This window comes from Halalkalibacter oceani, from assembly GCF_023715605.1.
Lineage (GTDB): Bacteria > Bacillota > Bacilli > Bacillales > Bacillaceae_D > Halalkalibacter > Halalkalibacter oceani.
The window spans coordinates 124,488-139,357 of sequence record NZ_JAMBOL010000006.1 but is presented as its reverse complement, the minus strand read 5'-3'; the positions used below and the strand labels follow the sequence as shown (position 1 = coordinate 139,357).

The following is a 14,870-nucleotide window of genomic DNA, read 5'->3' as shown; positions in this document are numbered from 1 at the left end:
CTCTATCCTCTCCTTCTGAAATTCGGTTTTCTTTTTTCAACAAAGGCGCGAACCCCTTCCGGGAAGTCGACCGGATCGACGCTCGTCTCCGTACCGGTCTCCCACTGGATCGAGGTGCTCGGCTGGACGTACGCCACCGAACGTTTGACCGCTTTAAGCGAGGCCGGGGACTGGGACAAAATCTGCTGGGCGATTTTCAGCGCGTAATGGCTGCTGTCGCTATCTTCCGGCACGACATAATTGAGCATCCCGAGCTGATACCCTTCCTCGGCATCAAGAATTCTCCCCGTATAGACGAGATCCAGCGTCCGGCTTTTGCCGATTAACTGCACGAGCCGGTTCGTGAAGGCTTGATTTAACGTGATGCCGAGCCGTCCGATCGGCATCCCCAATTTCGCGTCGACCGTCCCAATTCGCAAATCACAGGCAAGCGCCAGCTCCAGCCCGGCTCCCATCGCCGGGCCGTTGACGACGGCAATCGTCGGCAGTGGGATTTTTTCAATCGTGGAAATGGCCCGCTCCATCGCCTGAAACGACTCTTCTGCTTCTTCCACCGTAAAACGGTTAAATTGCTTAATATCGGAACCTGCCGTGAACTGCCCTTGTCCACCGCGGATGATAACAACCTTCGCCCTCGGATTTTTGACCACTCTTTGGCCAATTCTCGCAAGCTCTTCCCACATTTCTTTCGTCATCGCATTCCGCTGCTGCGGGCGATGAATCGTGATAATCGCCATCTCGGCACTTTCCTGCAGGATCATTTTGCAATCCTTCTCCATGCGGCTTATCGTAACTTTCATGTGCTCCCCCCCATTTTGAGTTCGCTTGATCCGGTCGACAATCGACTTATCTTCAGTGTAGTATATTATTCTGACTATTACAACAATAAGATTGGTTTCGTGCTCGTTTCTAGAGAAAATCAGTGGTTCCTAGCTGAACAGCATCCATTTTTTATTATTTTCTTAGCAGACTGTCATCTTCCGGGCTACGCAACGACTGCAAATAGTCGACCAAGCTCACCCCTGTACATGTGAAAAAGCTCTCTCAAAGGAGACAATAGCCTTTGAGAAAGCTTCATTCGGGATAGCCCGGTCCTCCAGCGCTTACTTCCATTTACCCAGAAAAAGCGAAAATGAACCGTCACGAACGTCGAGATCGCTTTTAGTCCTGCGGAATTTCCCGTTTTGTCATCAGCCTTTTCAGCAGGGGAAAGAACAACGCCAAAATAGTCAGCGTCAGGATGATCCCACTTCCCGGCCGGGTGAAGAAGCCGAGGATGCTTCCCTGGGTAATCATCAGCCCTTGCCGGAGTCCTGTCTCAATAATTTGTCCTAACACGATGCCTAACACAACAGCCGCTAGTGAAAAATGATAACGCTTCAGCATATAGCCGATAAGCCCGAAGAAAAACATGATCCAGACGTCGCCAATGCGGTTATTAATCGCAAACGAGCCGACAAGTGAGAGGAGAATAATCGCCATCGCTAAATATTCGTATGGCACGTCGAGCACTTTTACTAAATAACGGATTGCCACTAACACGACAAGCGTCATCAAAATATTGGCGACGAACATGCCGCTGAATAATGTGTAGACAATCTCCGGATTTTGCTCAAATAAAAGCGGTCCCGGCTGAAGGCCATGAATTAAAAACGCGCTCAAAATAACCGCCGTCACCGCCCCGCCCGGAATCCCGAGCGTTAAAAGAGGAACCATCGCTCCGCCGACAGCCGCATTATTTGCCGCTTCCGGCCCGGCGACGCCATCGATATTTCCTTTCCCGTATGACTCCTTGTCTTTCGAAACAGAAACGGCGGCACCGTAACCGACAAAGGCGGCGATCGTCGCTCCGGCTCCCGGTAAAAAGCCGATGACGGTGCCAATCACGCTGGAGCGAAGCCATGTATTCTTAACATTGGCGACATCCTCTTTCGTCGGCATCGCAAAGCGCGGAACTGCTTTCCCTCCGCCCGGCATCTTTTGCCGCAATGCTTTTTTATGCAAGCGCAGAAAAACTTCCGATAAGGCAAATAAACCGATGATCGCCGGGACAAAATCAATTCCGGACATCAGGATTGTTGAATTGAAGGTGTAACGCGCCACCCCGGTAATAACATCAAGACCGACCGTCGCCAGAAAAAGTCCTAGAAAGACGGATACGAACGCTTTAAGCTGATGATTGGCATCAATGCTCGCCACGACGGTCAAGCCGAGAAGACCTAAAGCAAAGTATTCGGGAGGTCCGAATGAAAGAGCGATTTTCGCTGCCTGCGGCGCTAAAAACGTAATCGCTATGACGCTGATGGAACCGCCGACAAGCGAGGAAATCGCCGCCATTCCTAATGCGCGCCCGGCTTGGCCTTTCCTGGCAAGCGGGTAGCCGTCGAGCGCCGTCATCGCTGCCGGCGCATCGCCAGGTATATTAAACAGAATCGCCGCAATACTGCCGCCATAGATCGAAGCGGCATAAATCGCGATCATAATCAGAAAGCCATTTAAGGGCTCCATTGCATACGTAAAAGGAATCAGCAGGCTGATCGCCGTCACTCCGCTCAATCCCGGGACTACGCCGAACAGAATCCCGATCAGGACGCCGAGAACGACCATCATAAAATAGACAGGATGAAAGACCGTCTGCCAGCCTAAGAGAATACTTTCCATCATTCACATCCACCGCCTTAATAGAAGAAGTAACTCGCTTCCCTTAAAATCCCGACGCCTCTGGGAAGAGGAATCGTTAAGAAATTCCCGAAAACATAGGTTAGAAAGACGAGCGCGATCAAGGAAAACGCGATATTTTTCAACCGTTTCATCTTCATAATGACACCGCATACGACACTGAAAACAGCGGTCATCACGATAAAGCCGAGATACGGCAGTAGGAGAAGGTAGAAAAAGATCGCCGCGACGATCGCCAACAGACGGCCATTCGTAAATTGCTGAATATACGCTGTTTCTTCTTGTTCATCGACGCTTTCCTGCCGCTTCTTTTTGATCGCCCTGATGAATGTTACCGCCGATAGCGCACAAAGCAGCACGAGCAACAGCATCGGCCAAAACTGGGGACCGACAGACTCACCGGAGTCCCGCAATGGCGAAATACGGATATGCAACTGAACCGTCACGATCAAAATCAAGCTGACAAAAAAGATACTGCCGGTGACAAGCACCTCACCATAACGATGAAAAAAACGACTCAAAACCGCTCCCTCCTTTACGGATGATCATTCCATATAGCCAAGATCGCGCAATAGCTGCACGATTGTCTCACGCTCTTCTTCGGCATGGGCACGATAGTCCTCATAATCCAAGTACCCGTCCACCATATGAAAATAGGAATCCTCTTCAAATTGCCGATAGTGTGGCAGGTTTGCCGCCGCATAAAACACATTGTGCAAGTAAACGGTAATGGTCGGATCAAGATGACCAGGGGCGTTCATCCCTCTCCAGCGCCCAATCGAAATGTCGATCCCAAGCTCAGCTGTGGTCGGGGCGTCAATGCCGTCGAATGGGGCGTCACTCGGCACGAGCAACGGACGGATTTGCCCGGCGCGGTACAGGTCAATCACCGCTCCCGTCGTTTCATGCAGCACGTCAATATGGCCGCCGAGCACACTCGATACCCGTTCTCCCGACGCATTGCTTGGAATATACGTGAATGAGGTGCCAAGCTGGTTGTTCATTTCCATAATCCGCAATTCGTCATCAGCTAACGCACCGGCGCCGGTAAACGTTACACTTCCGGGATTGTCGCGATCAGCTTCGATCAGATCCTCCCATGTTTGATAGGGACCATCGCTGCGCGTCCAGAAGACCTCGGTCGGACCCTGGTTGCGGATGATGAATGTCGTATCATCAATGAAGCTGTACGGCTGTTCTCCTAATGTGTCATTAATGACCTGAGAGGTGATCGCTCCGTAAATCGTATAACCATCCGCCGGCTGTGAAAGAGCGTAGGCTAACGCCACTTCGCCATTTCCACCCGGCATATTGTTCGGAACGAGCGTCACGCCGAGAATTTTCTCCGCATCGCGGCTGATCTGCCGCGCATAAAGGTCCGAGCCTCCTCCTTCTCCCCACGGAATAATGTACTCGATGTTCCGCCGCGGATAGTCTTCGGGCTTCGGAATCCATTCGCGCAGCTCGGTGATTCCTTCCTCCTCCGTCAGCTCTCCTTTATGGACGCGCTCCGTAATCTCATCGATTCCGGCGATCACCTCCTCATTATCAATCGCCGCATACGCCCCCGGATCATAGGTTGTCTGTTCATTCCCACATGCCGCCAGCACTAGACAGCCTGCCGCCAGCAACATCATCATAAGTGCTTTCTTCATCTCCAAACCTCCAATAGGATAAGAAAACCGCGTAGCGGCTTTTCTTAGAAGCGGCGCGCGGAGCCGTTACCCTCTTTTAAGATGGCTGAAAACGGGCTTTTTTCTGCCTTCCGCGTAACGGGCGAAGCCGACGCCCTTCTTCGAATCATCCGAAAATGTTGTTCCTCCGAACAAGAAACCGCTTACAATTTATCGCTTTCGGACGACAGTCGACAATAGACCGTCGCACGATTTCATTTTCAGAGATAAGCAAGAAGCTCTTCAATCCTCTGAAAATGGTACGTAGGCTGATAGCTCAGATCAATCGGGAGCGCATTCAGCCGATTCGACCAGGCACTAGGAATTCCGGCGGAAATCGCTCCGACGATATCCGGTGCCGACCCGGCGACATGAAGCATTTGCTCTTTTTCAACTCCGGCTTGCTCATAAGCATATTGATAGACCGTTGGTGAGGGCTTATAACAGCCCATTTCCTCAGCCGAAAAGATGTAGTCAAAGCCGACTCCCAGCCGGTTTTGCAAGGAGATGAGCATCTCCTGCCCTCCATTTGAAAGCATCGCAATCGTATAGCCTTTCTCCTTCACCTGCTCGACGGTTTGGCGGGCATCATCCCAAAATTCAAGCTCGCTCCATTTCTGCACGAGCCGCTCCTGATCATGTTCAGAAAGGTCAATCCGATGGGCGTAAAGCGTGTGGACAAGTGTCCGTCTCGTCACTTCTTTAAACCCGAGGAAATGTCGCTGTAACGAGTTCAGCATGATTAAATATTCATACTGCTTTGTTCGCCACATTCGAAAAAAAGCGGCTGCATCCTGATTGACGAATTGAGGATGACGCGCCAAAATCGGAATAAAGGTGCCTTCGATATTGGCCAGCGCACTAAATACATCAAACGTTACTAAACGATAGTTCATAACGGCCTCCTATCTTTTCAATGATTAGTGCCAGTATATGAGCGGCTGTTCAGAAAATGTCTATCATTTGGAAAGAGAAAGGTTGCTAGCATGTGGATAAGCCGTCTGGCGGCCCTTTCGGCTAACTGAAAAATTTCGGGGGAGGATCGTATAAGGGTTGTTAGGTGATGAAAAACTGAGCTTGAGACAAAACTAGCTTAGAGGCTAGGCAAAAGGTAAAAAACAACCTTTTGTCCAGTCTCTTTCAAAATCAGGCAATGGCTTCACACGCTCCAAGCCCGTTGTGAGACATCCACTCACAACGGGCTTTTAAAAAAATCGTGACGGTTCCGCTCATTTTTTATGAGGAAAGATTTTTTGCTCAATCCGGCTGATGATGCCTTGATTGTGCATATCTAAAATGACGCGCGCTTCCTCGACAAGGCCCTTCTTGATTAAATCGAGGATCACTTTATGTTCTTCAATTGATTTGCGCACATGGGCTTCTTCCAGAAAGGACATCCGCTGCAGGACGAGCAATTGCCGGCTGAGTCTGGTGTACATATCTTTAATCGTTTTACTTCCGCTCATCTCAATCAAATAAAGATGGAAGGTTTGATTTAATAGCGCGTACGCCTTATCATCACGGGAGTCAAGCGCGTCCATTTCTTTAATCGTATCCTCCATTTTTTTGATCGTCGGCTGCTTTTGCTCCAAATCGGCTAAGCGCTTCATCGCCAGGCCTTCGAGCATCATCCGCAGCTCAAGCAAATCGTACACTTCCATTTCACTATAGCCTTTCACGACAGCGCCGCGTCGCGGGATCCGCTCTATTAATCCATCGGTCGCTAATAGATAAAGAGATTCACGAATCGGCGCACGGCTTGTGCCGAATTCCTTCGCATAGTTCGCTTCGATTATCTTTTCACCGGGCTGCAGCTCCCCGCTCATAATTTGATTGGTAATTTTCTCGGCAATTTGATGAGACAAGGACGTATTTTGTAACGGATCGTTATCTGGCATCGTTTTCATCCCCTAAATGGTCGACAGTCGATTTTTGCAATCATTATAGTATAAGTTTGCTGGAAATACAATGTAAGAGAAGGAAAGGGAGAGACAGGAAGGTGAAAAGAGGGGCAATGATCCGACAAAGAGGGCGGGAATGGCATCTGACATGCTTATCTAAAGAAGCTGGATCAGATACCATCTACGTTAAACTAGACTGACTGCTTCTTTACTTCATTAATATTAAAGACAAAGTCAAATTCTATTCCTGTGATCTGCTGATGATGATGGTAGCTGACATAGTAGATAATCTCATCATCAATATGGTAGGTAATCCCGTCATAGCCGTGCGTGAGCAAATATTCTTTAATAATCGTCCCGACCCATTTCAGCGTTTCCAGTGAGTCAGGTCCTGAATGAAGCTCGGGGAAATCATCCGTGAACTTCCAGCTTAGCGCGTCCTTTTTCAATTGCCGCTCACTATAGGTGTAGTTGACAATGAAAGGATTTTGAAAATGAACCGTCTGCTTTAAAACGACGGCCAACTCCTCCTCCTCCACTTCAGCATGGCAGAAGGCGTAATGCGCCGCCAGTTCCGCGTCATTAATGAGATAGATTCCCGGTCCAAACAATGATTTTGCAGCTACTCCATTTTGAAAATCTCGCAGCTCGCTGCGATCATATTTCTGGTTTTTGACGACTTCCTCTGCTTCCTTAAAGCCAATTCCCCGATACACCGTTCTTTTCATTTCCATTTACCTCCCTTAAGGAAAATAGATAATCAATTGAAAGCGCTTTCACCATTGAAGGGCCAGAAATAAAGGGCATAGTTATCCTTACGTTTCGTTGGGAATCGTTTCTCTCTTTTTACATGTTATCACAAAAGTGCTAATCAGGGACCAGAGATTGTAAAAAAACCTCTCACAAAAAATCTGACGTGAGAGGTTTCGCTCATTTTGCTAAAAGGGGGCTAAGCCTGCGCCCGCAGCACAGTATCGATCGTTCTTACTAAAAAGTGAAGATCATCCTCTGTTGACGACAACGGCGGCGCAATAATGAGTACGTTCTGATAGCCTGGAATCGTATCGCCGTTGCGGCCGATAATCAGCCCTTTTTCCTTGCAGGCCGCCAATATCGCCCCGACCTTTTCATCGGAGAGCGGCGCTTTTGTCTCTTTGTCTTCAACTAGCTCAATGCCATATAAGAAGCCGATGCCCCGTACTTCACCGACTTGCGGAAGCATGTTGAGCTGATGAAGCTTGCTGAGAATCGATTGGCTTACGGTCGCCACGCGCTCGACGATCCGTTCTCTTTCCAGGATTTCAATACTCTTCAGCGCCACAGCGCAGGCCGCCGGATGTCCGCCAAAAGTCGAGATATGGCGGAAATGGGCTTTCGTTTCCTGCTTTTTGAACCGCTCGTAAATGGTGGAACGGACCGCCGTCGCGCCAAGCGGAAGATAGCCGCTCGTTAAGCCCTTTGCCATCGTGATGATGTCCGGCTGGGCGTCTTTGGAATGCATGAAGCCAAACATTTCCCCCGTCCGTCCAAAGCCAGAAACGACCTCATCCAAAATAAGCAATACATCATACTTGCGACAAATTTCGGCCACCCTTGTTAAATACTCAGGCGATGGAATGATTACGCCACCACCCGAAATGTATGGCTCAAGAATAAAAGCCGCGACTGTCTCCGGATCCTCCCAGTTTATCACTTCCTCCACATAGTCAGCTGCCGCGAGATCGCTGTTCGCCCTGTCAGCAAATGAACTGCGGTAGCTGTATGGAGGCGGCACATGGAGAAAGCCCGGCGCACTCGGCCCATATTTCGTTTTTCGGTTTGCTTGTGCTGTCGCACTCAGCGCTCCTAATGTTGAACCATGATACGCACGGTATCTTGAAATGATTTTATACTTTTCAGGCTTGCCGTTCTGGGCATGGTATTGGCGGGCGATTTTAAAAGCGACCTCATTCGCTTCAGAGCCGCTGTTGCTAAAGTACGTCGTATACGACTCGCCGAGCAGCTCGCTAATCTTCGTAGACAGCTCAATCGCCGGTACATGGCTCATCGTCAGCGGCGAATAAGACATATTGAGCAGCTGGTCGTAGGCGGCCTGGGCGATTTCCTGCCGCCCATGACCGAGATTTAGACACCAGAGGCCGGAGACACCGTCTAAATATTTCTTGCCATCCGTCGCCGTAAACCACGAGCCTTCCCCCTCTGAAACGATCATCGGCGCCGCTTTTTCATTATATTTCGCCATTGAATGCCAAAGATGAGCCCTGTCTTTTTGAACGAGATCCTCTGTTCCTGCTTCCACTTTCATTCTTCTAACCTCCTTTTAGTTTTCTATCAAAGGAAGACACGCCTTTGACAGCGCTTCGACTTAGCCATGATTCATCTTACCCTTCTGCAGTCAACGGGGAGTGGGATCCCCTCGTTCCCGTCTCATTGCTCGGTTTGTTCAGCGCCCTTTACAAGTGACGTTGTTTGGCGAGAATCAGGTTGGAGAAATATTTTCGGGCGTCGGCTGTCAGGATGTGCAGCTCTTTGCTTTTTTCCGGGTGATCGAGCGCGTCATTCGGAAGTTGAAATTCGACGAATGCACCGCTCAAATTCTCGTTTACGTTCGTTATTTCGTATCCTTTAGCAAGCAGTTCATCAATTTTTTTCTTCTCTTCGATAAACTCGGCATACGCTGACATAACGAAGCCTCCTTCCAGCTTATTTAATTGACGATTTGTTTTTTCGATTCGAGCACTTCCTCGCTGTCAATCAGCCAGTCACGGCCGACCGTGATCCCTAAGTACTTATCATCATCCGGGTCTTCAATTTCCGCTTGCTTGTATTTCTCGAACCACCAATACTTGGCGAGCAGATAATAGCTGGCCGCACCGATGATGAAGCCGACAAAGAAGGAATAGGTCGGAAAGGCAATCGCGATCGCCCCGCCAATCACCCAGGCGAGAATGCCGGCCCAATTGACGCCGTTCACGTAAGCATACTGGCCTTCCTTCTCATACAGGTCATGTACATTCAAACGGCGCTTGCGCAGCATATAGTAATCGGCAAAAATCACGCCGACAATCGCCGATAGGATGCCGCCAACGGTCGTCAGAAACGGAATTAACACATTGAACAGATTCCACGGCTGCGTCACCGTGCCAACAACGCCCGCCAGAAAAACCCCTACATAAAACGGAATCTTTGGCCCGCCGGCATTGGAAAAAATCGTCGCCGCCGGAACGACATTGGCGGACGTGTTCGTCGACCATTGTGAAAAGACGATCATCAAAAGCAGGACGACTAAAATCCAGCCGCTTGCCGACTCCTGCAGTGCGACGATCGGATCATAATTGCCGACCGCGATATAGGCGACTCCGCCGATCGCCACAATGAGTGTTTGCGTCAATGGCAGGGCAACGACGCTGCCGACGAGCACCCCTTTATTTCGTTTGAACCAGTTGCGTTCAAACTTCGGCGCTTTAATAAAGCGTGACAAGGAGGAGGCATCCGTCGCAAGCGTTGACCAATAGCCCATATTACCGGTGATGACCGTCATAAAGGCAGTAAACAGCAAAATGCCCGAGACAGGACTTTCAATCCACGTCCATACGTTGCGGTCAATTGCCGCCGCCTGATCGGCGAGCGTGCTGTACATCCAAAGCGCGATCAGAATAATGATCGGCGCGGCGAGATCGGCAAACTTTTCGACTGCCTTGATTCCGATTGCCGTGTTGATCAGCTGAGCGAGAGCAAAAATCAGAAAACAGACGAACCAATTGTCAAAGCCGGTCAGGATATTTAAAATGCCGTTGATCGCCGCTGAACCGAAATACGTGTTGATCCCAAACCAGATCGAGGCGGTAATCCCCCGGACAATCGACGGAAAATGGGTGCCGGCGACGCCGAACGGCGCCCTCATATAGACCGGAAACGAGAGACCATGCTCAATTCCAACATCGGCTGTCAGCGTGATAAATAAGCCGATTAGTATACAGCCAATAATCGAGGCCAGGAGAACATAGATTAACGGCATACCTTGCACGCCATCTCCGCCGATGGCAAACGCCGCTAAGACGACCGCCATTCCGACCCACATGATGGAAAAACCGAGCGTACTAATTTTGCGCTCACTATGGGCAATTGGAAGAAGGTCTGGTGATTTTAAATGATAGCTGCTTTTTTTCATCTTAATTCCCCTCTTTTTCATGAAATGAAGAGAGCAAATCTGCAGCGACTTCCTATCTATTTCTACTTCGCCTTCGCAAGATTCACTTTCTTGACGCTCCTAAACAGAAGACTATGTTCCTTCCCTTCGAGCAGACCTTCTCAGATGCCATAATAGCGTTCTCTCCAATCCCCATCGTTTATTTTTGCTGCGGAAGAAGTGTGGGAAGACTCGCGGAAGGGCGTCGACTCCGCACGATACGCGGATGGCTGAAAAAAGTCCGTTTTCAGCCATCCTTAAAAGATGGTAACGGCTCTGCACGCCGCTTCTAAGAAAAGAAGCTGCGCGGTTTTCTTATTGTTGAAACGTCACCCGCTTTTTAGCTGAATTGCTTACATCGGCAAAGCGCTTGCGCTTCAAGTACTTCCCGGCTCCGGGCTTGCCGACAAATGCTTTATCACGGATGACAAACTCACCGCGTGACAGCACGGAAACGGGCTCACCTTTGATCGTCATCCCTTCAAATGCATTGTAGTCAACTGCCATATGATGCGTTTCCGCGGAAATGACCCGTTCCGCCGTTGGGTCAAAGATAACAAGATCGGCATCGCTGCCAACGGCAATCGTCCCTTTCTGCGGAAAGAGTCCAAACAGCTTGGCAATCTTCGTCGAGACAATATCAACAAATTGATTGAGCGAAATCCGGCCTTTCTCGACTCCCTCTGAATACAAAATGCTGAAGCGGTCCTCAATCATCGGCCCACCGTTCGGAATTTTCGTAAAGTCGCCTCTACCCAGCTCCTTTTGCCCTTTAAAATTAAATGAGCACTGATCCGAACCGAGAGTATGAAGCTGACCGTTGGCGAGCCCCTTCCACAGCTCCTCCTGGTTCCACTTTTCACGCAGCGGCGGCGACCAGACGTATTTGGCGCCTTCAAAATCCGGCTTTTCTAAAGCCGTTTGATCAAGCACTAAATATTGCGGACATGTCTCTCCGTAAATGCGGTAGCCCTTTTTCCGGGCATCGGCGATTTTCTCCATCGCTTCGGCACAGGAGACGTGGACGACGTAAAGCTGTGAATCGGCCAGTCCCGTCAGCTGGGCGGCGCGGTGTGTCGCTTCCCCTTCTACCTCAGGCGGCCTCGTTAAGGCGTGATAAATCGGGTCAGTCTTGCCGCTATCGAGCGCCTCCTTAACGAGATGCTCGATGACGTCGCCGTTTTCAGCATGAACCATGACAAGCGCCCCGTGCTCCTTCGCGAACAGCAGCGTCCGGAATAATGTCTCATCATCGGCCTGGAACACATTTTTATACGCCATAAACACTTTAAAGGACGTAATCCCTTCTTCCTCGATCACGAGCGGAATTTCTTCGAGCACCTGTTCATTCACTTCGCCGATCATTAAGTGAAAACTATAGTCGATCACCGCTTTATCCCGTGATTTGTCATGCCATGTTTTTATCGCGTTCTTTAACGGCTCGCCTTTATTCGTCAAACAAAAATCAATCACGGTTGTCGTGCCGCCAAATGCGGCGGCGGTCGTCCCTGTTTCAAAGTCGTCAACCGTCACCGTGCCGCCAAACGGCATTTCCAAATGAGTATGGGGATCGATCCCGCCCGGGAAAATATAGGCTCCTTTCGCATCGACGATTTCCGCGCCATCTGCCGTAAGCCGTTCACCGATCGCGGCGATTTTTCCATCCTCGATTAAAATATCCGCTTCATATTGATCTGCTGCGGTTACAATCGTTCCATTCGTGATGATTTTTTTCATCTTCCATTCTCCTCCTCACGATTTATGATTTTACGCTTTGCTGAAGCACAGCCTGCCGTTCGTTCCAGGTCATCGGCTCGCCATTTGGAATTTCGACCATCTCGATCGCCCCTTCGACCGGACAAACGATCGAGCAGAGGTTACAGCCGACGCAGTCCTCCTCGCGCACCTCCAAATATTTATTGCCATCAGGCGAGGTCAGCATATCAATGCATTGATGAGACGTATCCTCACAGGCAATATGGCATTTATTACAGTTAATACAGGTGTCGTTATTAATGCGCGCGACGACCTTGTAGTTGAGGTCGAGATTGCCCCAGTCTGAATACCGTTCGACTGATTTGGCGACAAGGCCTTCAACCGAAGAGATCTGCTTGCTGTCCAAATAATTGCTCAATCCGTCAATCATGTCCTCGACGATGCTGAAGCCGTGATGCATCGCCGCCGTACAAACTTGGACGCTGCCTGAACCCATCAGCATAAATTCAGCCGCATCCTTCCAGTTGGAAATGCCGCCGATGCCCGAAATCGGCACGTTGATTCGTGGATTGCGCGCGCATTCCGCGACCATGTTCAAGGCGATCGGCTTCACCGCCGGACCGCAGTAGCCGCCATGTGCTCCTTTTCCTCCGACATGCGGCACCGTATTCCACGTATCGAGATCGACACCGGCAAGACTGTTAATCGTATTAATCATGCTAATCGCGTCAGCGCCGCCCTGGACGGCCGCCTCCGCTGTCGCGGTAATATCGGTGATGTTTGGCGTCAGCTTAACGATGACCGGCGTTTGTGCGACTTCCTTCACCCAGTACGTCTGTTTTTCAACAAGCTCTGGCACCTGACCGGAGGCGGAGCCCATGCCACGTTCCGCCATGCCGTGCGGACAGCCGAAGTTCAGCTCCAGGCCGTCGACGCCGGCCGCTTCTGTCCGTTTGACAATTTCATGCCATTTTTCCTGTTCAGGCTCGACCATGAGCGAAGCAATCAAGGCGTGATTCGGGTACTTCTTTTTCGTCTCATAAATTTCCTCCAGATTGACTTCAAGCGGTCGGTCGGTAATCAATTCAATGTTATTAAAGCCGGCTACGCGCTGCCCGTTGAAATGCATTGCCGCAAACCGCGATGATACGTTAAGGATCGGATCACCGAGCGTTTTCCAGACAGCTCCTCCCCAGCCTGCTTCAAAGGCGCGCTGCACCTGATAGCCTGTGTTCGTCGGTGGAGCCGATGCGAGCCAAAACGGATTAGGCGCTTGAATCCCGGCAAAATTGATTTGTAAGTCAGCCATTGAATTACCTCCTGTCTTTCTCCATGTAGTTAAGCGCTTTCAATCGCTTTTTCTCCTAATTGTTTATGAATCGAATAGGCGGTCAGCTTCCCTTGCTGGGCTGCCGTCACAACCATTGCTTCTCCCTGACCATCACCGAAAATGACATCGCCTGCCGCGTAAACGTCCGGATCGGATGTCTGGTACGTCTCAAGATTCACCTTGACCGTTCCGTTGTGATGCTCCAGGCCGAATGCTTCAATTAGCTGGATATAGCGGGTTTGGCCGATCGCTTTAATGACCGCATCAACGTCAAGCGTAAATGTTGACCCTTCGATTGGCACCGGACGACGACGCCCGGACGCATCCGCTTCCCCCAGCTCCATCCTGACGCATTGAAGCCCCGTTACTTTGCCGTTTTCGGTCACAATTTTTGTCGGCTGGGTCAGCCATCTGAATTCGACGCCATCCTGCTTCGCAAATTCATATTCAAATTCATACGCGCTCATTTCCGCTTCCGTCCGGCGATAGAGCATCTTCACATTGCCGGCACCGAGACGAACCGAACAGGTTGCGGCATCAATCGCCGTGTTTCCGGCACCGATAATCGCCACTTTTTTGCCGATAAACGACTCGTCAAGCGGCGGCGTTTTCGTGCTTTCCACAAATTCAATCGCGTCATAAACGCCATCCGCGTCCTCGCCTTCTATCCCAAGCATCGGCACCTTCGCCATTCCGATTGCCAGCACAACCGCATCATAGCCTTCCTTCATTTCTGTGACGCTAATGTCCTTCCCGACAGTTGTGTTTGTCCGGATCTCGACACCGAGCTTTTCGACCTGCTCCACTTCCCAGAGCGAGACTTCCTGTGGCAAGCGGAAGGAAACGATCCCGTACGTGTCGAGCCCGCCCGCTTTTTCCTTCGCCTCAAAAATCGTCACCTGATAGCCGAGACGGGCCAGTTCGCGCGCCGCTGATAAGCCTGCCGGTCCGCCGCCGATAATCGCGACTTTCTTTCCATTGGCTCTGCCGGCTTTAAACAGCTGCTCGTTGTTTTTGATCGCCCAGTTTGTCGCATGACGCTGCAAGTTCCCGATCATAATCGGCAATGAGGCGTCATTCAGCACACAGGCCCCCTCACAAAGCTCCTCGGTTGGACAGACGCGGGCACAGCTGGCGCCGACAGGGTTTGCCTCCATGATCACCCTCGCGGAACCCTTCATATTGCCCGATGCGATCTTCTTGATGAAGGAAGGGATATTGATGTCGGTCGGACAGGCGGTAATACAGGGCGCATCATAGCAATAGAGACAGCGGTTTGCTTCGTCCATTGCTTCCTTCTCTGTTAATGGCGGTTCAATTTCAGAAAAGTTAGCGCTCAAGTCCTGCAATGAAATCGTTTTGTTTTTCATTCTGTTCATATG

Annotated in this window: 13 protein-coding genes; all 13 read right to left on the bottom strand. The window is 50.4% G+C overall.

Annotation, left to right across the window (positions count from 1 at the left end; translation table 11 throughout):
* Positions 1–2: 2 nt before the first annotated feature.
* On the bottom strand, positions 3–800 hold the full coding sequence (locus tag M3202_RS09430) for an enoyl-CoA hydratase/isomerase family protein (protein WP_251223097.1): 798 nt from the start codon (positions 798–800) through the stop codon (positions 3–5).
* A 361-nt stretch (positions 801–1,161) separates the two neighbouring features.
* Positions 1,162–2,664: a tripartite tricarboxylate transporter permease gene (locus M3202_RS09425; RefSeq protein ID WP_251223096.1), complete on the bottom strand. Its 1,503-nt coding sequence runs from the start codon at positions 2,662–2,664 to the stop codon at positions 1,162–1,164.
* A gap of 14 nt (positions 2,665–2,678) precedes the next feature.
* Positions 2,679–3,200 (bottom strand): tripartite tricarboxylate transporter TctB family protein, encoded by a 522-nt coding sequence (locus M3202_RS09420; RefSeq protein WP_251223095.1) that lies wholly within the window; start codon positions 3,198–3,200, stop codon positions 2,679–2,681.
* Positions 3,201–3,224: 24 nt separating this feature from the next.
* Complete coding sequence (locus tag M3202_RS09415) at positions 3,225–4,334, bottom strand: tripartite tricarboxylate transporter substrate binding protein (RefSeq protein ID WP_251223094.1); 1,110 nt, start codon at positions 4,332–4,334, stop codon at positions 3,225–3,227.
* A gap of 239 nt (positions 4,335–4,573) precedes the next feature.
* Positions 4,574–5,248 (bottom strand): haloacid dehalogenase type II, encoded by a 675-nt coding sequence (locus M3202_RS09410; protein WP_251223093.1) that lies wholly within the window; start codon positions 5,246–5,248, stop codon positions 4,574–4,576.
* Between the two features lie 333 nt (positions 5,249–5,581).
* On the bottom strand, positions 5,582–6,250 hold the full coding sequence (locus M3202_RS09405) for a GntR family transcriptional regulator (protein ID WP_251223092.1): 669 nt from the start codon (positions 6,248–6,250) through the stop codon (positions 5,582–5,584).
* A gap of 194 nt (positions 6,251–6,444) precedes the next feature.
* Entirely contained in the window at positions 6,445–6,981 is a 537-nt protein-coding gene (locus tag M3202_RS09400) for a hypothetical protein (RefSeq protein WP_251223091.1), read from the bottom strand.
* Between the two features lie 221 nt (positions 6,982–7,202).
* A complete protein-coding gene (locus M3202_RS09395; protein WP_251223090.1) occupies positions 7,203–8,558 on the bottom strand; it encodes an aminotransferase in 1,356 nt (451 codons plus the stop codon).
* A gap of 148 nt (positions 8,559–8,706) precedes the next feature.
* Entirely contained in the window at positions 8,707–8,937 is a 231-nt protein-coding gene (locus tag M3202_RS09390; RefSeq protein WP_251223089.1) for a hypothetical protein, read from the bottom strand.
* A gap of 23 nt (positions 8,938–8,960) precedes the next feature.
* Positions 8,961–10,424: an NCS1 family transporter gene (locus M3202_RS09385; RefSeq protein ID WP_251223088.1), complete on the bottom strand. Its 1,464-nt coding sequence runs from the start codon at positions 10,422–10,424 to the stop codon at positions 8,961–8,963.
* Between the two features lie 333 nt (positions 10,425–10,757).
* Entirely contained in the window at positions 10,758–12,179 is a 1,422-nt protein-coding gene (hydA, locus tag M3202_RS09380; RefSeq protein WP_251223087.1) for a dihydropyrimidinase, read from the bottom strand.
* A gap of 22 nt (positions 12,180–12,201) precedes the next feature.
* Positions 12,202–13,467 (bottom strand): NAD-dependent dihydropyrimidine dehydrogenase subunit PreA, encoded by a 1,266-nt coding sequence (preA, locus tag M3202_RS09375; protein ID WP_251223086.1) that lies wholly within the window; start codon positions 13,465–13,467, stop codon positions 12,202–12,204.
* Positions 13,468–13,496: 29 nt separating this feature from the next.
* The gene (locus M3202_RS09370; protein ID WP_251223127.1) at positions 13,497–14,867 is read right to left on the bottom strand and encodes an NAD(P)-dependent oxidoreductase; all 1,371 of its coding nucleotides are present in this window, start codon (positions 14,865–14,867) and stop codon (positions 13,497–13,499) included.
* Positions 14,868–14,870 lie beyond the last annotated feature (3 nt).

Coding starts and splice junctions, on each gene's coding strand:
- M3202_RS09400 (WP_251223091.1), bottom strand. CDS start 6,981: ATGAAAAGAACGGTGTATCGGGGAATTGGCTTTAAGGAAGCAGAGGAA.
- M3202_RS09370 (WP_251223127.1), bottom strand. CDS start 14,867: ATGAACAGAATGAAAAACAAAACGATTTCATTGCAGGACTTGAGCGCT.
- M3202_RS09395 (WP_251223090.1), bottom strand. CDS start 8,558: ATGAAAGTGGAAGCAGGAACAGAGGATCTCGTTCAAAAAGACAGGGCT.
- M3202_RS09425 (WP_251223096.1), bottom strand. CDS start 2,664: ATGATGGAAAGTATTCTCTTAGGCTGGCAGACGGTCTTTCATCCTGTC.
- preA (WP_251223086.1), bottom strand. CDS start 13,467: ATGGCTGACTTACAAATCAATTTTGCCGGGATTCAAGCGCCTAATCCG.
- M3202_RS09385 (WP_251223088.1), bottom strand. CDS start 10,424: ATGAAAAAAAGCAGCTATCATTTAAAATCACCAGACCTTCTTCCAATT.
- M3202_RS09390 (WP_251223089.1), bottom strand. CDS start 8,937: ATGTCAGCGTATGCCGAGTTTATCGAAGAGAAGAAAAAAATTGATGAA.
- M3202_RS09410 (WP_251223093.1), bottom strand. CDS start 5,248: ATGAACTATCGTTTAGTAACGTTTGATGTATTTAGTGCGCTGGCCAAT.
- M3202_RS09430 (WP_251223097.1), bottom strand. CDS start 800: ATGAAAGTTACGATAAGCCGCATGGAGAAGGATTGCAAAATGATCCTG.
- hydA (WP_251223087.1), bottom strand. CDS start 12,179: ATGAAAAAAATCATCACGAATGGAACGATTGTAACCGCAGCAGATCAA.
- M3202_RS09415 (WP_251223094.1), bottom strand. CDS start 4,334: ATGAAGAAAGCACTTATGATGATGTTGCTGGCGGCAGGCTGTCTAGTG.
- M3202_RS09405 (WP_251223092.1), bottom strand. CDS start 6,250: ATGCCAGATAACGATCCGTTACAAAATACGTCCTTGTCTCATCAAATT.